This is a genomic window from Psychroflexus salarius, from assembly GCF_900129035.1.
Lineage (GTDB): Bacteria > Bacteroidota > Bacteroidia > Flavobacteriales > Flavobacteriaceae > Psychroflexus > Psychroflexus salarius.
This window is the reverse complement of the sequence record NZ_FQTW01000001.1, coordinates 578,872-603,914: the sequence shown is the minus strand read 5'-3', so window position 1 is coordinate 603,914 and position 25,043 is coordinate 578,872. Positions and strand designations below refer to the sequence as shown.

At 32.6% G+C, this 25,043-nt stretch carries 22 protein-coding genes; 9 read left to right on the top strand and 13 right to left on the bottom strand.

The genetic code is table 11. The features are described from left to right. Positions 1 to 4: 4 nt before the first annotated feature. Positions 5 to 1,423 (bottom strand): hypothetical protein, encoded by a 1,419-nt coding sequence (locus tag BUB82_RS02700; protein WP_083574452.1) that lies wholly within the window; start codon positions 1,421 to 1,423, stop codon positions 5 to 7. Positions 1,424 to 1,530: 107 nt separating this feature from the next. On the opposite strand from BUB82_RS02700, the gene BUB82_RS02695 reads away from it, so the two are divergent. Further along, the gene (locus BUB82_RS02695) at positions 1,531 to 3,324 is read left to right on the top strand and encodes a T9SS type A sorting domain-containing protein (protein WP_073191673.1); all 1,794 of its coding nucleotides are present in this window, start codon (positions 1,531 to 1,533) and stop codon (positions 3,322 to 3,324) included. Positions 3,325 to 3,353: 29 nt separating this feature from the next. Here the strand turns inward: BUB82_RS02695 and BUB82_RS02690 are convergent, their stop codons facing one another. Further along, positions 3,354 to 3,995: an alpha/beta hydrolase gene (locus tag BUB82_RS02690; RefSeq protein ID WP_073191883.1), complete on the bottom strand. Its 642-nt coding sequence runs from the start codon at positions 3,993 to 3,995 to the stop codon at positions 3,354 to 3,356. A 44-nt stretch (positions 3,996 to 4,039) separates the two neighbouring features. Between BUB82_RS02690 and BUB82_RS02685 the strand changes: the two genes are divergently transcribed. The 4 genes from BUB82_RS02685 (at position 4,040) to BUB82_RS02670 (ending at position 8,282) form a co-directional block, all read left to right on the top strand. Continuing rightward, the gene (locus tag BUB82_RS02685) at positions 4,040 to 4,462 is read left to right on the top strand and encodes a PaaI family thioesterase (RefSeq protein ID WP_073191670.1); all 423 of its coding nucleotides are present in this window, start codon (positions 4,040 to 4,042) and stop codon (positions 4,460 to 4,462) included. Positions 4,463 to 4,464: 2 nt separating this feature from the next. Next, positions 4,465 to 5,580, top strand: coding sequence for a chorismate-binding protein (locus BUB82_RS02680; protein ID WP_073191666.1), 1,116 nt, complete (start codon positions 4,465 to 4,467; stop codon positions 5,578 to 5,580). A gap of 51 nt (positions 5,581 to 5,631) precedes the next feature. Further along, positions 5,632 to 7,359 carry a 2-succinyl-5-enolpyruvyl-6-hydroxy-3-cyclohexene-1-carboxylic-acid synthase gene (gene menD, locus BUB82_RS02675; protein WP_073191663.1) on the top strand — a complete coding sequence of 576 codons (1,728 nt, stop codon included), beginning with the start codon at positions 5,632 to 5,634 and terminating at the stop codon, positions 7,357 to 7,359. Between the two features lie 77 nt (positions 7,360 to 7,436). After that, positions 7,437 to 8,282 (top strand): CvfB family protein, encoded by an 846-nt coding sequence (locus tag BUB82_RS02670; RefSeq protein WP_073191660.1) that lies wholly within the window; start codon positions 7,437 to 7,439, stop codon positions 8,280 to 8,282. Positions 8,283 to 8,324: 42 nt separating this feature from the next. Here BUB82_RS02670 and BUB82_RS02665 read toward each other — a convergent pair whose 3' ends face one another. Continuing rightward, positions 8,325 to 8,732 carry a hypothetical protein gene (locus BUB82_RS02665; RefSeq protein ID WP_143185628.1) on the bottom strand — a complete coding sequence of 136 codons (408 nt, stop codon included), beginning with the start codon at positions 8,730 to 8,732 and terminating at the stop codon, positions 8,325 to 8,327. Positions 8,733 to 8,850: 118 nt separating this feature from the next. Next, complete coding sequence (locus BUB82_RS02660) at positions 8,851 to 9,750, bottom strand: tryptophan 2,3-dioxygenase family protein (RefSeq protein WP_073191654.1); 900 nt, start codon at positions 9,748 to 9,750, stop codon at positions 8,851 to 8,853. A gap of 168 nt (positions 9,751 to 9,918) precedes the next feature. Here BUB82_RS02660 and trxB point away from each other — a divergent pair, with 168 nt between their 5' ends. Beyond that, the gene (gene trxB / locus BUB82_RS02655) at positions 9,919 to 10,887 is read left to right on the top strand and encodes a thioredoxin-disulfide reductase (RefSeq protein ID WP_073191652.1); all 969 of its coding nucleotides are present in this window, start codon (positions 9,919 to 9,921) and stop codon (positions 10,885 to 10,887) included. Between the two features lie 51 nt (positions 10,888 to 10,938). Here trxB and aroB read toward each other — a convergent pair whose 3' ends face one another. Then, positions 10,939 to 12,006, bottom strand: a complete 1,068-nt coding sequence (gene aroB, locus BUB82_RS02650; protein WP_073191649.1) for a 3-dehydroquinate synthase — start codon at positions 12,004 to 12,006, stop codon at positions 10,939 to 10,941. Between the two features lie 91 nt (positions 12,007 to 12,097). On the opposite strand from aroB, the gene BUB82_RS02645 reads away from it, so the two are divergent. Both BUB82_RS02645 and BUB82_RS02640 read left to right on the top strand, forming a co-directional pair. Beyond that, positions 12,098 to 13,291 (top strand): proline dehydrogenase family protein, encoded by a 1,194-nt coding sequence (locus tag BUB82_RS02645; RefSeq protein WP_073191646.1) that lies wholly within the window; start codon positions 12,098 to 12,100, stop codon positions 13,289 to 13,291. After that, a complete protein-coding gene (locus tag BUB82_RS02640; protein WP_073191643.1) occupies positions 13,292 to 13,831 on the top strand; it encodes a DinB family protein in 540 nt (179 codons plus the stop codon). Here BUB82_RS02640 and kdsA read toward each other — a convergent pair. Together kdsA and BUB82_RS02630 are read right to left on the bottom strand one after the other, a co-directional pair. Continuing rightward, positions 13,828 to 14,646, bottom strand: a complete 819-nt coding sequence (kdsA, locus tag BUB82_RS02635) for a 3-deoxy-8-phosphooctulonate synthase (protein ID WP_073191641.1) — start codon at positions 14,644 to 14,646, stop codon at positions 13,828 to 13,830. The genes BUB82_RS02640 and kdsA overlap by 4 nt on opposite strands. A gap of 42 nt (positions 14,647 to 14,688) precedes the next feature. Then, entirely contained in the window at positions 14,689 to 16,872 is a 2,184-nt protein-coding gene (locus BUB82_RS02630; RefSeq protein ID WP_073191638.1) for a zinc-dependent metalloprotease, read from the bottom strand. Positions 16,873 to 16,962: 90 nt separating this feature from the next. On the opposite strand from BUB82_RS02630, the gene BUB82_RS02625 reads away from it, so the two are divergent. Then, positions 16,963 to 17,799 carry a DUF2911 domain-containing protein gene (locus BUB82_RS02625; RefSeq protein ID WP_073191635.1) on the top strand — a complete coding sequence of 279 codons (837 nt, stop codon included), beginning with the start codon at positions 16,963 to 16,965 and terminating at the stop codon, positions 17,797 to 17,799. A 35-nt stretch (positions 17,800 to 17,834) separates the two neighbouring features. Here the strand turns inward: BUB82_RS02625 and BUB82_RS02620 are convergent, their stop codons facing one another. The 6 genes from BUB82_RS02620 to BUB82_RS02595 all read right to left on the bottom strand — a co-directional run bounded on the left by BUB82_RS02620 (position 17,835) and on the right by BUB82_RS02595 (position 24,995). Then, entirely contained in the window at positions 17,835 to 19,508 is a 1,674-nt protein-coding gene (locus BUB82_RS02620; RefSeq protein ID WP_073191632.1) for a sodium:solute symporter family protein, read from the bottom strand. Between the two features lie 102 nt (positions 19,509 to 19,610). Then, a complete protein-coding gene (locus tag BUB82_RS02615; RefSeq protein WP_073191629.1) occupies positions 19,611 to 22,085 on the bottom strand; it encodes a PIG-L family deacetylase in 2,475 nt (824 codons plus the stop codon). 38 nt (positions 22,086 to 22,123) lie between these two features. Then, on the bottom strand, positions 22,124 to 22,645 hold the full coding sequence (locus BUB82_RS02610) for a mechanosensitive ion channel domain-containing protein (RefSeq protein ID WP_073191625.1): 522 nt from the start codon (positions 22,643 to 22,645) through the stop codon (positions 22,124 to 22,126). A gap of 3 nt (positions 22,646 to 22,648) precedes the next feature. Next, entirely contained in the window at positions 22,649 to 23,518 is an 870-nt protein-coding gene (locus BUB82_RS02605; protein ID WP_073191622.1) for a hypothetical protein, read from the bottom strand. 21 nt (positions 23,519 to 23,539) lie between these two features. Beyond that, positions 23,540 to 24,148: a Maf family nucleotide pyrophosphatase gene (locus tag BUB82_RS02600; RefSeq protein WP_073191620.1), complete on the bottom strand. Its 609-nt coding sequence runs from the start codon at positions 24,146 to 24,148 to the stop codon at positions 23,540 to 23,542. Positions 24,149 to 24,158: 10 nt separating this feature from the next. Further along, on the bottom strand, positions 24,159 to 24,995 hold the full coding sequence (locus tag BUB82_RS02595) for a UbiA family prenyltransferase (RefSeq protein WP_073191618.1): 837 nt from the start codon (positions 24,993 to 24,995) through the stop codon (positions 24,159 to 24,161). Between the last annotated feature and the right edge of the window lie 48 nt (positions 24,996 to 25,043).

The window sequence follows — 25,043 nt, the reverse complement described above, 5'->3', positions numbered from 1 at the left end:
GCTTTTAATCTATAGTTAAATTCATTGAAAACACAACTAAGCTGCTTAAACTACTTAAGAGCCCGATATTATTGGTTAAACGCTCTACGTAAATTTCAATGTAATCATTTTCTTTAAGTTCTAAATTTCCTGATAAACTAATACTTTTTACAACTAGATTGTTGTCATTATAAAATATTGATTTACTATTAAGAATTTGGGTTGTTCCGTTTTTAACAATGTAAAACGCATAAAAATCAGCTATAGTTTCAGCAACTCTAACACTCAAGCTTGCTTTGAAGCTAAAATTTCTTGTTGTTTTACCAATATATCTTAAACGATTACTTTGCGAATTTGTGTCAAACCTCAGCAATGAAGAGCTTGATGTATCACCTGATAACTTTACACCTGAAACACCATCAATTTCTTGGCCAAACCCTGTTGAAAGGCTACCATCATAGTAAATATTACCAGTTGCAATATCATCATATTCATTTTTAATTCCTGGAGAATTGATATACCAAGATTTGTTAAAATTGATGCCAGCACCTGTTGTGTATTCATTAATGTAATCAGTGGCAGTGCCTTTAAATACAGTATTTAAAATAACACCATTCGTAACATTTGGGTTTGAAGAAACATCTATGGCGGTATTTCCTGTACTTACATCAAAAAAACCACTTACTTTCTGGATTAAGTCAAAAGTACCAGAATATGTCTCATAAACACCTGAATTAGAGCTTAGCCAAGCTTGATTGTTTAATAATAACGTATTGATGTCACTAAATGTAACACCATCACTGTTATTTGTATATTGAAGAATATTTAAAAATGCCACTCCAACATTACTTATACTGCCAACTGTAGTGGCGTTTGATATAATTGAGTTTTGAATTGTTAATAAGCTTCCGCCAGTGATATTAAATGTTTGTCCACCATTAAGGCTAATATTTTTTATAAGACCACCTGCACTTGATTGGATTATAGTCCCGGAAGTTCTAGAGAGGATATCTTCGCCAACATCTTTACCCGCAAGATAAGCACCGTTCAAATCTATCGTATTTGTTAAAGTGATAAGACCATTAATTTCGTAATAAGTATCTTCATTTAAGGTAATAACGCCTCCAGTTGGTTCTGGAAAATCACTTTCAGATTTAACAATCACATAATTGTCTCTAATGTTTTTTGAGCTAGACAAGCTTAACCATTCGGCTAGATCACCATCGTAGTAGAAATAACTATTAGCAGTTGTATCATAAACTGTTAACCCATCAGCTGGAGTAGCTATACTATTTCTTTCTGATGTCGTCATTCTAGGTAACAACACACCACTTTCTGTAGATTTAATTTCTAATATGGCTGAAGCATCAGGATTTTCAGTACCAATTCCAATTTGTGCACTAACTAAAAAAGGGAAAATAAGTAAGATTAATAACTTTTTCATGGCTGAGGTTTTAATATTAATAGGTTTAAATTACAATTTTTTTTAATGATATTTGCTTTAAATTAATATTTTTTGCTAAAATTATATTATTTTTATAAAAAAAAGCTATGCGATTATTAATACTATTAGTTTTACTTTTTATTCAATCAAGTGTATTTTCTCAATTTTACGTGGGAAGTGCTCAACAAGTTAAAATTGATTCAACGCTACATATCTTGGGTGATTTGAACAATAATGGTTTATTGGTCGGAAGTGATTTTATCGAGTTTTCTCAAGGGAAATTGCAATCAATTAAAGGTGATGGAATGATAGAGAACTTATCAATCAATAAAACTTCTAATACAGTTGAAATTGTAAGTGGTTATCAATCGGTGATAAGAAATTTTAAAATAAATGGTGGTAATCTAAAAGCTAATGAACGTTTAACTTTAAAAAGTAGCGATACTTTAACAGCTATTATAAATCAAAGTAGCGGTGGTACAATAGAAGGCAATTTTATTGTAGAAAAGTATTTGCCACAAAGTAATCGTGCATTTCGTTATTTCTCCTCACCTGTTAGCACTACAGCTTCTGTCAGGTACAATTTGCAAGAAAATCAAAACAACACAGGCACAGATTATCCTGAAGATAACCTCAACGATTCAATTGGTTATGGCACACATATTACTGGTAATGCTCAAGGCTTGTTAGGCTTTGACGCTACTTTAACTGGAAACGCTTCAGCATATCAATGGGATAATACTAATTTCGCTTGGGATAGTTTTGATAATACAAATACTAAAACACTTTCTAAAGGTGAAACTTATACGCTTTTAATTAGAGGTAGCAGAGCTTCAAGTCTGAATTCTAATTTTGCTATTGGTCCTGCAACAACCTTACGCTTAAGAGGTAACCCGACTTTAGGAACACATTCGTTTAATTTTACAGCTAATTCAGCTGACAATTTCTTCATGATAGGAAATCCTTATCACTCAGTAATAGATATTAAATCGGCTTTGCAATCTAGCACCGGTCTAAACACAAACTTTATTTATGTTTACGATCCCACAATTAATACAAGGGGAGCTTATGTGACCGTAGATTTAAGTGATAACACAAATAATAACGTAGATTCGCCTGCAAACCAATATTTACAGCCTTGGCAGTCTATTTTTATTCAAGCTAGCGGTGCAGGCAATGTTTCAATAGACTTTGAAGAAGCAGGTAAAAACAACACGGAACCACAATATCAAATTTTAAGTCTATCAGAACAAATAGTTTTAAATCTTAAATCAAACCAAACATCTGAAGTTTTAGATGCTGTAGTTTTGAAATTTAATGCGCTTGGTACAATATTAGCTTCTAAGCTTTTCAATAACGATGAAAATATTGCGGTAATTGTAAATCAACAATATACTAATCTTGCTAAAATAGCTGAATTAGAATCAGATACAATTTCTATTTTTACCAATAATTATCGAAAAACTAATTATAATTTAGAGGTAGATCTTAGCAATTTTAATCAAAAACAAGTTTATCTGAGGGATCATTATTTAAATTCATTAACACAACTTAGCCTTAATGAAGTTAATACTTATAATTTTCAAGTAGACTCTAATATTCAAGCTTCGGTTAGTACAAATCGTTTTAGTTTAGTTTTTAATGAAGTTTCTTTAAATCACGATGAATTTGACTCGCCTGAACTTCAAGTTTATCCTAACCCTTTTAAATCTAAAATTAAATTTAATACCACAGCAGATATTAACTTAGTTGAAGTTTATAATTTAAAATCTCAACTTATGTTTAGCCAAAAACCTAGAAATAAAACTATTAACTTATCGCATTTAAAATCAGGTGTTTATGTCTTAAAATTGAGCTTAAATAACAATAGCTATTTTAAAAAAGTTATTAAAACTAATTAATTTTTAAGTTGTTATACTACTGGCTTCAACTAAAAACCTTCAGCCAAATCTTTCAGGAGTGTTTGGTTAACTTCATGTATACCATCAAATTCATGGATTTCAAGCTGATTGCTATATAATTCTTTTGCTAACTTCAACTGAGTTTCTAAGTTTTCACCTGAAATATATTCATCTTTATTTCCATAAATCAAATGAACTTTAGAGTTTACTTTACCTTTAAATTCGTCTGGTTCAAATTCATTAGGAATGCTACCCGAATGAATAATTAAGTTGTTGCAAACCAACTTACGTCTTGCCAGCCAACGCATGGCTATGGAAACGCCTTGTGAATATCCCATCAAATTTAATGGTAAATCTTTCAAATTTTCGTTTTGCCAAACCGCATCTAAATAATTCAGCACATTTTCTATTTCTAATGCCGTTTGTTCTTTAGTGAGCCAAGACGCTCCAACATATTTAAAATCTTTTGTTTGGTAATATTTTGCTGGCGCTTGTGGTGCAATAATATAATGCTGCTGAGGCAAATTTTTAAAATACCGAATAAAGTATCTACTCAAATAACCAATACCATGGCATGCAATCCAAACTTGCTCAGTATTAGAGTTTAAATTATTTAGAGTTGAGTAGGTATTGGTTGTTGTGTAATTCACTTTGTTTTCATCAGTAGCCATTTGCAAAAGCTTTTGTAATTTTACAATGCAAATAAACATAAAACATGAATAAATCAAAGTCTGAAATTCTTAAATCCTGCAATGCTGTCACACCAAACACACTGATGGAAACACTAGAAATTACTTATATAGATGTTGGTGAAGACTTTTTAACAGCTAAAATGCCAGTAACACCTAAAGTTCATCAACCAGATGGTGTGTTGCACGGAGGCGCCATGGTCGCTCTTGCCGAAAGTGTTGGTAGTGCAGCTTGTTTTGTGTTTTTAGATACATCTAAATTCATGATTCGTGGACTGGAAATATCAGCTAATCATGTTAGAAGCGTGAAAAAAGGAGATGTTTTTGCCAAAGCTCAGTTTATACATCGCGGTCGCACAACTCAGGTCTGGGATATTAAACTAACCAATGCTGAAGGACAATTAATTTCAGCTTTAAAATTGACGACTATCGCCTTACCAAAAGCTTAACCATGCAACAATTTAAAGAACTTATAGAGCGACAGTATCAAGCAAATTTACCATTTGTACTGTATCATAAACCGCAAGAAGCCGAAGTTAATTTGATGACTCAAACCGATCAAGAACTTTTTTACTTAAATGATACTGTAAATGAAAGTGGTTTTGTGTTTGCACCTTTTGATGTATCTCAAAAGGCTATTATTTTTCCACATAAGCAAACCAATAGTTTTAGTTTTCCGCATCAAATGTTTTTAGAAAAGCAACCATTTTCTAAAGGGTTTCATTATAAAGAAGATGCCCGTCAAGCGGAAATTTATCAAGAACTAGTAAATAAAGCTATTGCCAGTATTCAACAAACTGAACTAAAGAAAATTGTAACGTCAAGGGTTTTAGAATTACCAGTTGAAGTGCCTCAGGTAAGCGATTTGTTTCATCGCTTAACGGCAACTTATCCAGACGCCATGACATACGTCTGGTACCACCCCAAAGTAGGCTTATGGGCTGGTGCTTCACCAGAAACTCTGCTTAAAGTAAAGCATCAAAATCTAGAAACGGTAGCTTTAGCTGGTACAAGACATGAATCTGACTTATCAGCTCAACCTTTTACTTCAAAGGAGTACGAAGAACAAGATTTAGTTACACAGCATATTCTTGATAACTTAAAGCCCTATGTAAAAACATTACATCAAAGCGAACGCTCAGAATCTAAAGCAGGACAATTAATTCATTTAAAAACAACAATCAAAGCTAAGCTCAAGTCTCAATCTTTGCAACAGGTCATTGCTCAATTGCATCCTACACCAGCGGTTTGTGGTTTACCAACTCAACTTGCTAAACAATTTTTAGAACAAAACGAAGCTTACAACCGTCAGTTTTACAGCGGCTATTTCGGTGAGCTTAATTTTAAGTCTGAAAATAAACGTTCAAATCGCCCTCAAAATATAGAAAATCAAGTTTTTAAAAGTCTAAAAACCAGTTCAAATTTATTTGTCAACTTGCGTTGTATGTCTTTTCAAGATGCGACTTGTTATATTTATGTCGGTGGAGGTATTACAAGTAAAAGCAATGCATTAGCCGAATGGCAAGAAACCTGTAATAAGGCGCAAACGATGTTAAATGTGCTTTAAATTGCTGAGCTAGTTTCTGTTTAAACTTGCAGACTCTCTTATCTTTGTGTTATGAGCCAACAGTTTTCAAGCATTGCTACAGCACAACTTTTAGTAAAAGCATTTGAGCTTAATCATATTAATCATGTTGTTATTTCGCCAGGATCAAGAAATGCGCCATTAACTATTGCGTTTTCAAGTCATCCAAGTATCAATACTTACAGTATTGTTGATGAACGTTCGGCTGCTTTTTTTGCTTTAGGTATGACGCAGCATTTGCAAAGACCTGTTGCCGTTATCTGTACATCGGGTTCGGCATTGGCTAATTATTATCCTGCGGTTACAGAAGCATACTACAGTCAATTACCTTTAATTGTTCTATCTGCAGATCGACCAAGTCACCTTTTAGATATTGGCGATGGCCAAACGATTAAGCAGCGCCATTTTTTTGGCGAACATGTTGGTTATGCAGCTAATCTTAAAGATGATACACATCAACAAATTTCAGTAGAAGATTTTAATTTTAACAAGACTGAAGTTCAAGCGGCCATTTTAACTGCTTATCAGCAACAATTACCAGTACATATTAATGCGGCTTTTGATGAGCCTTTATATCATACAACTGAAAACCAACTTCCTGAAGTTGAATCGCTTTCGGCTATAGAATTTCCTGAAATCAATAAAATTACTGAAGAATTGGTTTCAAAATTTGTAAATGATTGGAATTCAGCTGAAAGAAAACTCGTGTTAGTTGGCGTTAATTCTAATTTCGATTTTACTAAAGAATTAGTTGAAGCTTTAGCAAATGATCCTTCAGTAATCGTAATGACTGAAGTGACTTCAAATATTGCTCACAAGCATTTCTTTCAAAATATTGATGCTTTAATCGCTCCTATAGAACAGCTAGATGATGCTGAAGTTTATTTTAAAGGACTTCAACCTGACCTATTGTTGAGTTTAGGTGGTATGTTGGTAAGTAAAAAATTAAAATCATTTTTAAGGACTTATCAACCAAAAGCGCATTATCAAGTTCATCCGCAACGTTGCTTAGACACTTTTTTTACAAATCCGATTCACTTAAAGTCAACTGTTAAGCAGTTTTCTAAACAAGTTATTGCAAAACTTCAGCCTGTAGAATCAAACTATTTTGAGCATTGGTATCAACAAAAAACAAGAATTGAAACAATTCGAGAACGCTATATTCAAGAAATTGATTATTCAGACTTCAAAGTGTTTGCTTCAGTTTTTAGTGCCTTACCAAAAAACGAGCATATGCATTTTGCAAACAGTTCAACTGTAAGATATGCCAATTTATTCGATTCTAAAACACCACTCATTGCCTTTTCAAATCGTGGTACTAGTGGCATCGATGGCAGTACATCTACAGCAATTGGTTATGCTTTAGCAAGCCAGCATCCTACCACAATAATTACTGGAGATTTAAGCTTTTTTTACGATTCAAATGCTTTATGGAATAATTACTTAACATCTGATTTTAAAATTATTGTAATTAATAATTCTGGCGGTGGTATTTTTAGAATCTTGCCAGGAGATAAGCAAGCCGATTATTTTCATACCTATTTCGAGACAAGGCATCAATTAACAGCTAAACATTTAAGTAAAATGTTTGGGTTAAGCTATTTTAGTGCAGAAAATTTAAATGAGTTGGAAGTTGAGTTGAGCTCATTTTTTGAAACCTCACAAAAGCCTAAAATTCTAGAAATATTTACACCTACTGAAGTAAATGACCAGATTTTGTTGAATTATTTTAAATATATCAATAAGCATTTATTTCGTTAGTAAAGTCGAGTTGAATTGCCTTTCAGGTTAAATTTAATGCTCTTTAATATTTGTGTACCTTTGCAAAAAAAAGACCAATGCTTGAATTAGGCCTTAAACACACGCTTGAAATTGATCGCGATACTGCGCCTGGATTATTTTTAAAAAATGAAGCTGGTGATGAAGTTTTGCTTCCCAATAAATACAAACCAAAAACCTATGAAATTGGCGATTCAATTGAAGTTTTTGTCTATTTAGATTTTGAAGAACGTCCTGTCGCCACAACTTTAGAGCCTAAAATACAACTTGATGAGTTTGCAGTTTTAACTTGTGTTGATAGCAATGATTTTGGCGCATTTTTAGATTGGAATCTCGAAAAACATCTATTTGTGCCACATAGCGAGCAAGCCTACAAGATGAAACCAAACAATAATTACTTGGTTTTTTGTTACTTAGATGAAGAAACCAATAGGCTAGTGGCTTCAAGTAGAGTAAACAAATTTGTAGATAACTCTGTTTTAACAGTAAATGAATTTGATGAAGTTGAAATTATTATTACCAATCCTACAGAATTAGGTTTTAATGTAATTATTAACGAGATTCATGCTGGTTTACTTTATAAAGACGAAGTTTATGCTGATTTAAAAACTGGTGATCGACTAAAAGCTTACATCAAAAAGGTGAGACCTGACAATAAAATTGATGTCACTTTACAAAAATTTGGCTACAAAAGTATTGAACCTAATGCGCAGAAGGTTTATGATATCCTTAAAGCTACAGAAAAAGGGTACTTACCGCTTCATGATAAATCTAAGCCTGAAGCGATTTATCAAACACTTCATTTAAGTAAAAAAGCATTTAAAAAAGCCATTGGGAGTTTGTATAAAGACAAGCAAATCATCATTAAGAATGGTGACGGTATTTACTTAAAAAATAAGTCTTAAAATATTGGTTAAGGCTTAATAAAAACTTGATTTTATTTTAGATTAATATTGCCAAAAACCTCTATAGCGCCTGTAAGGTGAGCGATAAAGATTATTTATATATGATGGTGTTTCAAAAGTTTTATTTGCTTTGTAAGCGTCATTATTAACTCTGTTAGAACCTGAATAAATTAATTGGTCATGATAATCTGGTGAAAAAGGTGTTTGGATGCTGTTATTTAATCTAGGTCGTTCTTTTCTAAAAATGGCCAATTGTCGCTCTACAAACTTGAATTCAGATAAATTATAATTCTGCGATTGAGCCTTACGAGCCGTTGCTGCTACCATATTGATTTCTCTTTTTTGTTGAAAAGGATTTACATTCAAATCAATAACCATATTTAATAGCTGTGGTTGAGGCAGATTTTTAATACTAAACGGGTCTTCTAAAATGCTTAAATTAGGTTCCAAATTTATAGTTTTTACCTGTTTGTAATCTCTTAGTTGAGCTAAGCAACTACTAAAACTGAAGCAAACGATTAAAATTAAAAAACTAAATTTGTTACTCATACTATAAAATGACCAATAACTATGCCCAATCTAAAATTGCACTTTCTTTCCATAAATGCGGGAAAAATTGACGTTGTTGAAACTTAGGGTGTAAATACTTTTTCCAATTAGAGCCACCAGTTGCAGCTTTTCGTTCTCCTTTCTTATCTAAATATTGTGTGGCTGTTCGCAAATGGGTGAGTGGCCACTTAACGTTGTAAGCGTGATCAAAGTCCTTTGAAGCTTTAATCAATTTTTCTGATGGTGAGCTAAAACTTTCTATTATTTCGCATAAAGTTTGACCCTTCATTTTGTCAGTTAAAGCAACAAATTGGTCTAAATATTTGTCTTCAAAAGCTTTTAAGGTTAAAGATTTTTCACCTGTTTTTTTATCAACACCAGCAGCTTGCCAATAGATAAAATTAAATTTAGTTCTTGTAGAGGCATTGTTCGGCATTTCAGCCTTGGTTTCAGCATTTATAAGATGCTCAATAGGTGTGCAATATAATTCTAGTTCTCTGAATTGCGCAGATTGAAATCCGCTAGCAGGTGTTAATGTAAATCTAAACTGGTTATAATCATCATAGTTCATACCATCTTTCATGACATCAAATGAAGTAATGAGCATATCAGTGTAGCGATGTAAGCGATTTAATTTTTCAATTATAAAATCTTCATCCGGTTTAGATTTCTCGGTGATTTGCTTAATTTCATGAATCATAAGTCGTAAAACAAGTTCAGTGACTTGATGATACATGATAAATACAACTTCATCCTTAAAATTAGTACGTGGCTTTTGTAATGATAATAATGTGTCAACTTCAATATAATCCCAGTAATTAATGGGTTTAGCATGTATTAATCCTTTCAAATAAGCTTCTGGGTTTTCACCTAAATCTTTATATTTTTGCTCTAATTGAGCAAGTAGATCACTGTTCATGTTATGTAAGATTGTTTAACAAATCTATTAAAAAATAGTGACATTCAACCTTGCTAAAATTTTTAATAAATGATAATCAACAAGCTTTATGCACCGATAAAAACAAATGATTTGATTTTGTAAACAACATTTAAAATCTTACTACATTTGTAATCTAAATTAAAAGTTATGTCAGATCAAATAGAACGTATAAAATGTCTTATTATTGGCTCAGGTCCTGCTGGGTACACGGCTGCAATTTATGCGGCAAGAGCCGATTTAAAACCTGTGATGTATACAGGTATGGAACCTGGCGGACAATTAACAACGACAACTGAAGTTGATAATTTTCCAGGTTATCCTGAAGGTATTGATGGTCCAAAAATGATGGTAGAATTACAACAACAAGCCGAGCGTTTTGGAACTGAAGTTCGAATTGGAATGGTCACTAAAGTCGAATTATCTAAAGAAAAAGGTGGAATTCATAAAGCTCAGGTTGATAATAAAACATGGGTTGAAGCTGAAACCCTAATCATTTCTACAGGTGCATCAGCAAAATATTTAGGTCTAGAAAGTGAACAACGCCTTCGTGGTGGTGGAGTTTCTGCTTGTGCTGTTTGCGACGGTTTTTTCTATAAAGGTCAAGATGTAGCCATAGTTGGCGGCGGTGATACGGCTTGTGAAGAAGCTACTTATTTAGCTAATATTTGTACAAAAGTAACGATGTTGGTTAGAAAAGGTGAAATGAAAGCTTCTAAAGCTATGCAACACCGTGTTGAAAATACTAAAAATATTGATTTGCGCTATTTTACTGAAATTGATGAGGTTTTAGGCGATCAAGTTGTTGAAGGTATTCGTGTAGTTAATAACCAAACTCAAGAAAAAGAAGACATTCCTGTAACAGGTTTGTTTATTGCCATTGGTCACAAACCTAATACAGATATATTTAAAGGTCTTTTAGATATGGACGACGCTGGCTACTTAATAACAAAAGGTAAGTCTACTAAAACTAACATTCCTGGTGTTTTTGCCTCGGGAGATGTACAAGATAAAGAATATCGACAAGCAGTAACCGCTGCCGGAACTGGCTGTATGGCGGCACTTGATGCAGAGCGATATTTAGCGAGTATTGAAGATTTAGTTGAAGAAACTGCTTAATACGTAATTATAAACTTACTTAAAAAGCTTTCAATTTTTTGAAAGCTTTTTTTATGATTGGTAATAAGCAAAAGCTTGATCTATTAATTGATCAGAAACTTGACAATCGAGTTGTGGTTCTCCGATTTTATTAAGCAAAACAAAATTGATTTGTCCATTACTATTTTTCTTATCGTGAATAAGTAAGGATTTAATTTGCTTAATAGCATCTGAATTAAACTCAACTGATTTGAAGTATTGACGAATTAAATTAGAATAATCATCACAATCATCTTTACAAAAACCACTTACTTCAGTTGAAATATATAGAGCCAATATCATGCCGATAGCCACAGCTTCACCATGAAGCAATTTTGGAAATTCTTTACTGTTCATGCTATAAGATTCAATAGCATGACCTAAGGTATGTCCAAAATTAAGTGCCTTCCGAAGCCCTTTTTCAGTTGGATCATTTTCAGAAATTTTAGTTTTAATGTCAATTGAGCCACGAATTAAATCTGTTAAATGTTCTGTGGTGAATTGCGACAAATCTTTGAAGCTATTTAAGTAATCACGATCAGCTATTAAGCCATGTTTAATCATTTCTGCAAGACCACTACGCATTTCAGCTTGAGATAATGTAGCTAAGTAACTTGGGTCAACTATTACCATTTCAGGCGGATTTATGACGCCGACTTGATTTTTAAGTGCGCCTAAATTAACCCCATTTTTACCGCCAATTGCTGCATCTACCATGCCTAAAAGTGTCGTGGGAATATGTACAAAGCTAATACCGCGTTTAAAACATGAGGCAATAAATCCACCCAAATCTGTTACAATGCCACCACCTAGATTGATCATCATAGCTTTGCGATCTATGTTTAAATCGGCTAAACTTTGCCAAATTTGGATACAGGTCTCAACAGACTTATGTGCTTCACCAGGATTAACTTCAATAATTTCTATATGTTCTGTTTGCGCTAATTCTCCTAAAAAAGAACTTAAGCAATACTGGTGTGTGTTTGAGTCAACAAGAATAATTATTTTAGAGAAATCTTCAATTGAAACATATTGATTTAAAGCACGATATGCTTCAGTTTGAAAGTGTATATTATAATTTTTTAAGATAATTGAATTCATTTTAAAAACGCTATGTTAATTATGCGAAATTAGCAACTTTAAGCCTATAAAGTCAACTTATCTATAAGTATATTTGGCAAAATTTCAATTAATGATCGACACTAAAATATTTAACGATACTAAAAATGCTTTCATTCTTAAAACCGATAAAGATTTAAAGCGCTCATTATTCATTTTCTCTTTAATGAACATTCCTTTTTTTGTACCAATTTCAACGGTTTTAACTCAGTTTGCGTTAAAAATTAAGCTCCCAATTGAGTCTATAATTAGAGCAACTATTTTTAAGCAGTTTTGTGGTGGTGAGACACAAGAAGAGTGTATGCCTTTGGTTAAATTGATGTATTCTAAAAATGTTCACAGTGTTTTAGATTATTCGGTTGAAGGTAAAGAAACAGAAGCTGATTTTGATAAAGCTGCACGACGAAAAATTGAAATTATTAAATTTGCTTCAACCTCAAAAGAATTACCTTTCGCTGTAGCTAAACCAACTGGTATAGGCCGCTTTGAGATTTGGGAAAAAGTAACCCATAATGAAACTTTAAGCTCTCAAGAACAAAATGAATGGGATAGAATTAAAAATCGTCTCGAAAAAATATGTCAAGCAGCGGTAGATTATGATACTAAATTATTAATTGATGCAGAAGAGTCATGGATGCAAGATGCCGCTGACAATCTTATTGAAGAAATGATGGTGAAATTTAATAAGGATAAGGCTTATATCTTTAATACACTTCAATGTTATCGTTGGGATAGATTGGCTTACGTAAAAGAATTGCATGAACGTGCTAACAATCAAGGCTTTAAATTAGGCTTTAAAGTTGTTCGCGGAGCTTATATGGAAAAAGAAAACTTGCGTGCTAAACGCAAAGGTTATCAATCTCCAATTTGCGAAGATAAAGAAGCAACCGATGTTAACTTTAATGCTGTAATGACTTATTGTATTAATAATATTGAAGACATCAGCATGTTTATTGGTACACATAATGAAGTTAGTTCTTACATGGCATTACAGTTAATGGAACAACAAGGCATTGATCTTGATGATGACCGTGTTTGGTTTGGCCAACTTTATGGCATGAGTGACCATATTAGCTACAACATTGGTAAGCACCAATCAAATGCTATTAAATTATTGCCATTTGGTCCAATACGTGATGTAGTACCTTATTTAATTAGACGTGCACAAGAAAATTCGTCGGTTAAAGGGCAAACAGGTCGTGAGCTTGCGCTACTACAAGAAGAAAAACAACGACGTGAAGGCCAGTATGTAAAACGAATTAATTAAATGAATTTAAAAGCGCTTAATTTTACTAAAACTCAGCTTAATCAAGCTGAATACCAAGATTATTATAATCGGTATTTAGATTTATTACCTGATAAAATTCAACTTAAAGATACTTTATTTGAATCTGAAATAGTTGAAGTATTCTCTTCTTTAACAGTAGAACAGCTTAATTATCGATATGCTGAAGGCAAATGGACACCGAAGCAAATTTTACAACATATTACTGATGTTGAACGTATCTTTACTGTAAGAGCTTTACGCATTTCTAGAGGTGACCAAACCGAATTACCAGGATTTGATATTGATAATTATGCTGCAAATGATAATTCGTCACAGCTCAGCATTAACCAATTAATAAGTGATTATCAAAATAATCGTGCTTCTACAATTTCTTTGTACGAAAGTATTTCAGAAAAAAGTCTCTTAAAAATAGGCCAGGCGAGTGGTGGTCCTTTTTCAGTTAGAGTAATTCCCTTTATATTAAAAGGCCACGAAACGCATCATATTTCAATCTTGAATAAAAAGTATTTAAAATTTTAAAACTGATTAATTGTTACTCTGATTTGAGTAAGACGTTTAATAAGTTGCTCGAGATGTTTTAAATCTAACATATTGGCGCCATCACTTTTGGCTTCAGAAGGATTATAATGCGTTTCAATGAAAAGCCCATCTACGTGATTTACGATACCAGCTCTTGCAATAGTTTCAATCATATCAGGTCTTCCGCCTGTTACACCAGATGATTGGTTGGGTTGTTGTAAGGAATGTGTTACATCTAAGACAGTTGTTGCAAATTCGCGCATGCTTGGAATACCTCTAAAATCTACAATTAAATCTTGATAGCCAAACATTGTTCCACGGTCGGTCACCATCACAAGTTCATTATTACTGTCTAAAACTTTTTGAACGGCATGTTGCATGCTTTCAGGACTCATAAATTGTCCTTTCTTTAAATTAACGACTTTACCTGTTTGTGCAGCAGCAACTACTAAGTCTGTCTGCCGGACTAAAAATGCTGGAATTTGAAGCACATCAACATAATTGGCCGCCATCGTGGCATCCTGAACTTGGTGAATATCAGTTACGGTAGGAATATTAAAAGTCTCACCTACTTTTTTTAGAATCTCTAAGGCTTTTTTATCGCCAATTCCAGTAAAACTGTCAATTCGGCTTCGATTTGCTTTTTTGAATGAGCCTTTAAAAATAAAAGGCACTTGATAAGTATCGCTAATTTTTAAAATTTGTTCAGCAATTTGCATGGCCATAGCTTCGCTTTCTATGGCGCAAGGACCAGCTAATAAAAAGAAATTATCAGCTTGGGTGTGTTTAATATTTGGGATTACAGAAATATCCATGTGTATTTTTATTACAAATTTACAATCTAATGCTTTGCGTTGTTAGTTGATGAGCAACTTTTTAATTAAAGAAGTTCCATTAGCTTCAACTTTAACTAGATATACACCACTACTAAAAACTTCAGTATTTAAGGTGATTTTTGAACTTGTTTGATAATAGTTTTCAGAAATTAATTTCCCTTGAATATTAAAAACTTTAAGTTGAATTTCCTCAAGTCGAGTGCCAAATTCTAAATTAACATTAGCCTTAGTTGGATTGGGATACATTTTGAAGTTTATAGCCTGAAAGTCGTTGGTTGATAAATCTTTAGTGATTGAAAACGGACTTGTGTTTACAGCGAAATAAATGTTATTAACTGGTTGAATCATGATACGGCAATTTGAAGCATCAATATTAGGCACATCAACAAATTCACTACCGTCATTAGGTGTATTTTCAGATAAGATTTGATCGAAATTTAGGCCTCCATCGGTAGATAATAAAATGTCAACTTCATTGGTGTTGATATTGTTAGCATCAGTCCCAGCCACATCCCAAGTGATTTCAATATTTGAATTTCCTGTGTAAGAAAGTGAATTTGTATTTTGAGAGGTAACTTCAAATGGTCCCGCATCTGAAATTGTTAAATTGCTTAGTTCAGTAGAGACTTGTCCGCCAGACATATTATTATCTCTAACGGTGACCACAAAAGTCATATTTCTTGCCACGTTTGGTAAAACTTCCCATGTGGTTGAATTTTCGTTGGCCAGAACAGTGCTTAAGTCTGGAAAATATCTAAACGGATCTTCAGAAGGTGGAAGATATTTAAAATTTGGTCCTTCTGTCGAAAAAGCTAAAGGTGGTTGCGTACTAATTTCGTTATCTAGCTGTTCCCATGTATAGGTAAGATTATCATTTTCTAAATCGGTTGCTGATGCACTATATTTAAAAGGCGTTGATTTTGGAATAGTGTAATTGTTAACGACTTCAATTTGTGGTGCTGTGTTGTTAATAATTTGGCTGTCAACGCAAAAGCCTCCATTTCCAAAGCTTACAAAATTGCTGATTTGATTGATACTAGCTGAGTGAAAATAAGGAACGCTATTATTAGCGACGTTTGGTGCGCAAATGCCGGCATAAGCCATAATTGTTTGTCCGCTACCAGGCTCGAAGGCCGTAAAATTAGTTCTATTATTGCCACAACTGTTGTTGTAGGTGTGTGTTGCTCCAAATTGATGACCAATTTCATGAGCAACATAGTCAACATCATAAGGGTCGCCAACCGGATTTGGTAAACCTGTGACGCCAGCGCCTTTAATATTTGAGCAAACTGAACCAAGTGCCGCAATGCCACCCCCACCAGTGGTAAAAACATGGCCTAAATCATAGTTGTTTTCGCCAATAATGTTGTTAATGACACTAGTATTATTGTTAATTAATTGGCTAGAGTCAAAGTTGTCATAAGGATCGGTAGATGAATCTAAAAAAATTAAATCTCTATTATTTGAAATGAGTTGAAGACTAATAGCTAAATCATTTTCATAAATTTGATTGACACGATCAATTGTAACTACCATAGCCGAAAGTACAATGTCTTTTTTAACAGCATCAGTTGCGTTATTGGCATTGGCTGCATTAATATGAAATTGGGCATACTCACCAGAACAAGCTACAGCAAGATCATAAGTTCTTAACAAACTGTCGTCTATAACTTTAGGTGTAGTTTCAATAGATTTTTTAGAATTGTTTTCGCTGAGGCAATCAAAAGATCTTTTGTTGAAATCAGAAGGATTAAAAACAGCATAATTATGACCAATTGGGTTAATATATTTGCGTGTATTTGGTCCGATAATAGAGGCAAATAGTCCAATGGGAGTTATGGTTATTCTTACCGACTCGTTACCTTCAACCGAAGTGCCTTTATAAGATAAAATTCGTTTTGAGATTGATTTAGATTTTTGATTTGGTATCGTAAACACCTGTTGAATTTGAAAGGTTTTTAATTCAGCTTTAGTATTTCCATAGGGTAATTCTAGACTTATTCCTTCTGTATTCTTGGCTTTCTTTTGAAGTTTTTGATATAATAATTGTTTATTGAGTTGATAAAAAACAGGTTGTGCTGTTGGGGAAATATGCTTCGGAAGTTGCTTGCTTACTTGAGTTGAATTTACTTGCCATATTGATTGACTGAAACCAACTGAAAAAGTTAAGATGATAAAAAGGATTGATAAATTAGATTTATTCATACAAATCATATTGTCTAATATGTTATAAAAATATAATTAATTTATGAGTTCGTTTACTTTATATAAATATATTTGACAAAAAAATAGAATATGAAGAAATTTATTGCACTTTTTTGCTTATTAATTGCCACTCAATTTAATGCACAAATTAAAACGCCACAACCAAGTCCACTTGCTGAAGTTGAACAAGTTGTAGGTTTAACCAATGTTAGTTTAAAGTACTCAAGACCAGCCATGCGTGGTCGAATAATTTTTGGAGATTTAGTGCCATTTGGTCAACTTTGGCGTACTGGCGCAAATGCTAACACAGTAATTAGCTTTGAACACGATGTAACAATTGCTAATCAGGTTTTAGAAGCTGGTTCTTACGCTATTTTTACTAAACCTGAAAAAAATGATTGGACAGTCTATTTCTATACTGATACCAATAATTGGGGAAGACCAGAACAATGGAATGAAGATAAAATTGCAGCACAAATTGAAGTTAAAACGCAAGCTATAAAGCCAGTGGTAGAATCATTCACGATTGGTGTTAATCACTTATCTAATAGTCAAGCTCATTTAGAAATTTCTTGGGAGCAAACAATGGTTAGTATACCAATGCAATTTTCAACAGATGAAATGGTGATGGATAATATAAATAAAGTAATGAATGGCCCTTCAGCCAATGATTTTTATAACGCAGCTGTGTATTACTTAACCTCTGGTAAAGATATTAATCAATCAGTTAAATGGATTGAAAAGGCGATGACAATGGTTGAAAATAAGCCTTATTGGATGTTAAGGCAACAATCACTTATTTATGCGAAAGCTGGCATGAAAGATAAAGCGATTGATGCCGCAAAAGCTTCGTTAGAAGGTGCTAAAAAAGCTGGAAATCAAGATTATGTAAAAATGAATAAGGATAGTTTAGCCGAGTGGCAATAAAAATATTCCTTTAAAGTATTTTAGAAGCTGAAGCCTTATGTGGTTTCAGCTTTTTTTTGTGTTGATTGTATGGCAATGGCTATACTAATTACCAATAAGCAACCAAATAAGTTAAGCCATAAATAAGGCATCCAGTCTTGCCAAAAACCAAAAATAACAACAACTTGAGTGATTAATGCTGCGATAAAAACCGCTCTGCTTTTAACAAATTTAATAAAGAAAGCCAATAGAAAAATACCAAGAACATTCCCGTAAAAAATTGAGCCGATTATATTGACTAGCTGAATTAAATTATCAAACAAATTAGCTGTACAAGCAACAATAATGGCTAAAACGCCCCAAATAAGTGTAAATAATTTTGAAGCTTTAACGTAGTGTTTTTCGCTTAAATCTCCTTTGTTTCTTTGGTATAAATCAATTGTTGTTGTTGAGGCTAAGGCATTTAATTCTGATGCGGTTGAAGACATGGCAGCTGATAAAATGACGGCAATTAATAAACCAATTAAACCTTTGGGTAAATGGTTTAAGATATAATGAATAAACACATAGTCTTTATCATTTGTTTCAACTTCAGTATTTAAGCTGTCTATTAATTGAGCAGCTTGAACCCTTAAATTTTCTTTTTGCTTTTCAAATGCTTTGAGTTGTTTTACTTCAGTTAAAGTTAATGTTTTATTGATGTGTTTAAGGTTAAACTGTTGTTGTTTACTTTCTATTTCGATTAAGGCTTGCTCTAAATTCTTGTAATCTTCAGCATGAATAGATGTTTTTATGGTTTCTTCAGCTGCAGGATTAAAATTTAATGGCGCTGCATTAAACTGGTAAAACACAAATACCATTACACCAACCATTAAAATAAAGAACTGCATCGGAACTTTTAAAAAACCATTAAACAACATGCCAAGTTGACTTTCTTTTAGGTTTTTTGCAGATAAATACCGTTGAACTTGACTCTGGTCGGTTCCAAAGTAAGATAAAGCTAGAAAACTTCCGCCAATAATTCCGCTCCAAAATGTATATCGATTATCAAAATCTAACGAAAAATCAAGTGCATCTAGTTTTCCAGTTCGACCAGCAATGTCTAACGCATTACTGAAGTTGACTTGATCAGGCAATTGACTTAAAATAATGAAAAATGTAATAATAAGTCCACCAAAAATAACAGCCATTTGTTGTTTTTGGGTTACGTTTACGGCTTTAGTACCGCCTGAAACTGTATAAATGATGACTAAACTCCCGATAATGATATTAAGATAGATTAAATTCCAACCTAAAACAGCCGATAGAATAATTGAAGGTGCAAAAATGGTAATTCCAGCAGCTAAACCACGCTGAATTAGAAAAAGTAGTGCGGTTAAAGTTCTTGTTTTTAAATCAAATCTACTTTCTAAATATTCATAAGCTGTATAAACATTTAGTTTGTGATAAATTGGAATAAACACTAAGCATATAATAACTACTGCAATTGGCAATCCGAAGTAAAATTGTACAAACCCAATACCATCGTTAAAGGCTTGCCCTGGTGTTGACAAAAATGTAATGGCGCTAGCTTGTGTTGCCATGACTGATAAACCAACTGTCCACCATTGTGAAGTATTACCGCCTTTTATATAGTCATTAACGCTATTTTGCTTCTGTGTTTTATAAACGCCATATATCACGATAAAACTAAGTGTTGCTATGAGGATTATAACGTCTATTAAAGTCATATTAATTATATATTTTCATGAAGATAAAAAGTAAAATAACATAGATGATGTTCAAAATAAGCACCCAGCTAAAACTCTTTTTCCATGTAAATCGGTTTTTCATTAAAGTGCAATTAAGTTCGTTAATAATTTATAAGCACCTTCTACATTAGCAGGTAATTGTCTAAAAAAGCTGATACCTGAATAAGTAACATGTCCTTTACCAAATTCGCCAATAATTAAAGCGCCTTTTTTTGGTGTTTCATTGGCATCATTTAAGCTAAAGATTGGCGTAAAACTTTCAGACCATTTATCAGCAAAATATAAACCGCGTTCTTGCACCCAATTTTCAAAATCTAAGGTGGTAATTTTATTTGGTTGGTTAATGATGGGATGCTGAGGTTCTAAAATCTCCATTTTAGCAGTTTCATCAGTAACGCGATCCCGCGAAATATTAAAATTTAATGGTTTAAATTGGTTTGTTTTTAAAGAGCGATTTGTATTATACTGAATAATTAAATGACCGCCGTTAGCTACAAAATTTTCAAATAAGGCTTGTTTGATATCAATGTTTGATTCTATGTTATAAAGTCTTAAACCTGTAATAACAACATCATAATTTTTAAGTTTCTTAGTTGTAATTTCATTAATGTTAAAGCGATCTACATTAATACCAATAGCACTTAAATTTTCAGGTATGCTTGACCCAGCACCATTAATATAAGCTACTTTTTTTGACGGTACTTTAATATTAAATTTATTAAAGCGAAGTTTGCTGTCTTCAACAATATGTAACTGCCCAATATGTTTATAATCAATTGTATTTATGTGTTTTTGGAAGTTTTCAGTTTTTGATTTTAAAACAGGTTTTAAATCACATGATTCTGAAATATTTGAAGCTTTAACTTTTAATTCAATATGTTGTGATTCTCCAGAATTAAGGGTTTTAATATCAATTTTTGAGGGATAAATCGTCCATGAATCACAATTATTAAACTCTAAAACCGCATCTTTTATTGTTTTATTAGCCTTGATTGTTAAATTGACTATTTTAGTTTCTGGTTGATTAAAACTAAGTTGTGGTGCTGAAAAACTTAAATTTACTTGAGGGATAATTTTAAAATAGTCATAAACTTCCCCATCAATCGGAGAGTTGGTCTTAAAAACTAGCGGCTTTTTGTAACTGATTTCTTCACCATTAATACTTAAATTATATCTTATTTCTATGGCTTCATTTGATGTGGGTTGCCCAATTATTTGCTGTGAATTTACCTGGTAAAGCCCTTTATTTGCAGGTTGTTTTAGCCAATAAGGCGAAGTGAATTCAGTTGTTTTTGGAATTTGATATTTTAATTCATGTTTAAAAGTTTTATTCAGCCTTAGCTCTTTTCTAAATCCTATGTTTTCATTTTCTATGAAAATTGATTTCAACTGAACTTGAATAGGACTTCTATTAATGAGCTCAATATCTATACTGATATTTTGTCCTGGGTAAGCTGTTTCAGTTGAAGTTTTTGCTTCTAAAAACAAGCCTAAACATTGTTTAATTAATAAGTTAATTTGCTTCAGCTTTAGTTTTCGCCAATGATTATCGTTTATTTGATTAATTAAGTCTCTAGCTTTTAAAAGTTGAGGGACAATACGCCAAGGTTCGTTAAAATCAAAACTTTGTTCGAGTGGTTTTAAAATATTAGCAATTTGTTGGCCATTTTCTAAACGCGTCCAAGTGGTGTTTATCCCACCGAAAATAGCTTCTTTTTGAGGTTTTGTACCTTTCAAAAATTCAAGATATTCAATTTGTTGACCTCTTGTGCCGGTGCTACCAAAACCTTGAGACTTATGTTGAGTTCTACTATTGGCAGCAATTTCATTAATAGACAAACCTAGCAATGGATTAAACTGACCAATATCAACTGAAATTAAATTAGATTTATTGGCTTTTTCAAAGTTTTCTTTGCTGCCAAAAAACCACCACGATGTATTAAAGAACAGTCGCTTTGGTTGCCAAGTTTTGGTGAATTGGAGTTGCTCAGGAAATTGGTTTTTGTCACTTGCTTTATCAAAGGCTTCAACACTTAATAAAGCTGATGCAGTGTGGTGGCCATGTGTGCTACCTGAGGTTCGGTGGTCAAACCGATTAATAATAACATCAGGTTTAAAATTTCTGATTGTCCAAACAACATCGGCTAGTACTTTGTCTTTATTCCAAATACTAAGTGTTTCATCTGGTGTTTTAGAGTAGCCAAAATCTATAGCTCTAGTAAAAAATTGTTGTCCGCCATCTATTTTTCTAGCTTCAAGCAGTTCGTGGGTTCTAATTAGTCCTAATGCTGCCCCAATTTCAGGACCTATTAAATTTTGTCCACCATCACCACGTGTAAGTGACAAATACGCCGTATTAGCATGAACTTGATTAGATAAATAGCTTATTAGCCGTGTGTTTTCATCATCTGGATGCGCAGCGATGTAAAGTACACTACCTAAAAAATTAAGGGCTTTTAAATTCTGATAGATTTCACCAGAGGTTGGTTTTTCAGGTTGTTGCGCTAATATAAAATTAATGCTAAGAACGAATAAATAAAAGAACTTCAACTTCATAGGTGTTTTTTTGTTTGACTAAAAAATCAATTAAGCGTTTAGTTAATCACGTCTTTTTCAATTAAACTGATTGGTTTTTGCAAAATTAAATTATTCGGATAAGTAATTAATTCGTTTTCGCTGGTGCGTAAGTGTAATTGAAATGCTTTAATATCCTCAATAACGGCTTCAATTGGAAAATCTTTATCATGAATTTTAATTTTATCGCCAATGTTAAATGGGAAGTAAAAAAACATGAGAATCCCTGAAGTGATGTTGCTTAAAATTGACCAAATGGCAAATAAACCGATACCGATAACAGCAAAGACAGAAGAAAATATAAGTGCAATGTTTTGATAATCTACACCCCAAATAAGCAATAAAGCAAAAATGGCAATAAATGAAACCAACACATTAATGTATTTGGCCATTTGGCGTGTTCGACCTTCATTTTTATTTGTTTTTTTTGCAATTCTTCGAGCCGAACTTTTCAAAATTAACCTAAAGATAATTAAAATAATTAGCGTTACAACCGTCCAAATAATCGGTTTTAAATACAATTCTAAAAACTCTGAGGACATATTTCACAGATTTAAACTATCGCGTAAATGTAAGAACTTATTATCATTTTTATTCCAATAATCAATTTGTAACTGCTTTAATAATTTTGCTGATGTTGTGTCTTGATTAACAATGACTTGCCAATTTAAAATAGTGTAAGGAAATGACGAATTTTGAACGATGCTGAGTTGTCTTTTAAAATTAGAATATTGAATTTTTGTAGTGATTTGTGTAACGTCTTTACTTTGAGAAACTTCAACAGAATCAGGTTCTAAGGCCTTGTGTTGAAGCCTAAAAAATTCTAGACTTGGAAGCATTTTATACCTTCCTAATTTAATTTCAAAAGGATTTATACGTAACTGTGTCCATATTTCATCTTCTAAAGCTGTCTTGCTGATCATAAAGTCTTGGTCTGCTTCATTTTGAAAATAGGAGTGAAGCTTTATTTCAAATTTTTCACGATTATTGAGTTGCATGTAAACCTGACCGCACCATTCTTGACTACTGAAGCTCAGTTTTTTGGCATATTGCTGTTGAGTTAATGGGTCAAAAACACTTAGCATAAGACTGTATGGATAGATGCCAGTATTAAACTTTTTGGTGGCATTAAGTTTTAAAACATTAGTAGTTTGAGCTGATTTTTGGTTGGCTTTAACCTGCAATTTATTCTGAAATTCTTCAGTTACAAAAATTAAGCTTGCATGACCAGTTCTGGTTTGACCATATCTGGATTGCTTAAGTTTGTAAGTATTAATTTCGCCGAGTCCAGAGAACCAGTAATCTTTAAACGCTTTGGGTAGATTTAAGTCAGAAAATGAGTTTTGAGTTTCTTTTGGGGGATTATGACAGCCAATGATAAAAACGCTCCAGATCAGTAAAGTTAAATACTTCATTTTTAACTTAAATGTACAATATTATTTAGAGTTGAAGTCTTGTTTTATGACTTCTTTAAGGGCTTCATAAAATACGCGCGTCGGAAAACCCATTACATTGTAAAAAGATCCTTCTATTTTAGTAATACCGATTTGGCCAATCCATTCTTGTATGCCATAAGAACCAGCTTTATCATAAGGCAAATAGGTATTAATGTAATGTGCTATTTCGTGCTCATCTATTTTTTTAAAGCTTACTTGAGTCGTTTCATGCACAGTAGTTATCGTTTGTTTTGTTTTAATCGATATTGATGAAATAACCTCATGGGTTTGACCTGATAAGCTTTCTAGCATTTCAACCGCTTCTCGATAATCGGTAGGTTTCCCTAAAGCTTGATTATTGTGCCAAACAATGGTGTCTCCAGTTATTACTATTGTGTTTGACGGAATATCTTCAAAGGCTTTTGCTTTTTGCTCGGCTAAAAAATCACTGATTTCTGTTTTGACTAAATGTTCAGGATATACTTCATCAATTGGTCTAGTTTCAACCTTAAATTTAAAACCAAGCTGTTGTAAAATTTCTTTTCTTCTTGGTGAACCAGATGCTAAGATGAGATCAATTTCATTTACTTTTTCTATGAGTGGCAGCATATTTTATGGTTTAAAATACAAGTAATAAACTTATTCCTAACAAACTTACAAACTTAAAATAAGTACTCAAACGCTTATAAGATTTATTAGATTTTGCTTGCGTGGTAAGCCAAGCTAATATCATATTTGGTAAAATAATGAAGCTATAAGCAAACAAAAGTATTTGAGGTTCTTCAGAAAAATGAAGATTAAAGAACACAATACTTAAACCAATTAAAGTTAATAGAAGGATGAAAACAAGCTTTTTAGTTCGGTTCTTGCCTATACAAATTGGTAATGTATTCATTTGGGAAGCATAATCTCCTTTAATATCTTCTATATCTTTAATCATTTCACGGCCAAGATGAAGTAAAAAACTCATTCCGGCAAAATACCAACTTAATTTTACTACTAATTGATTAAAATCCAGTAAATCAATCTCTAAATTAAGATAAAGAATCACATTTAAAGCAATCAGAAAGCTGACTAAAATATTGCCAATAAGTGGTTTTTGTTTAAGATGTTTGGCATAAATAAAAAGTAGAAATGGAACAACAAGAAAACTAAATATTGTAAAATAATCAGCATAAACAACACCTACATAAAGTCCTACAATACTTCCTGTGAGGCTTAATATCCCATAAAGTATAATAGTTGATTTTTTAGTGAAGTTGTGTGCTGGTAATTTCAGCTTATTATTAATACGATCGGTTAAGATATCATATTTGTCGTTGATTAAATAACCTGCCGAAGTTATTAAGATTAGCCCTAAAATTAAGCTCAAAAAATGAGTGAAAGCTAAATTAACTTCAACTAAAACTGCAGGTAAAAAAATAAAGCGTATAATGCTATGTAAACCAATAATCATCAGTAAGTTTACAGGTCTAATAAGCTTAAAAAAGCTGAAGCTATTCAC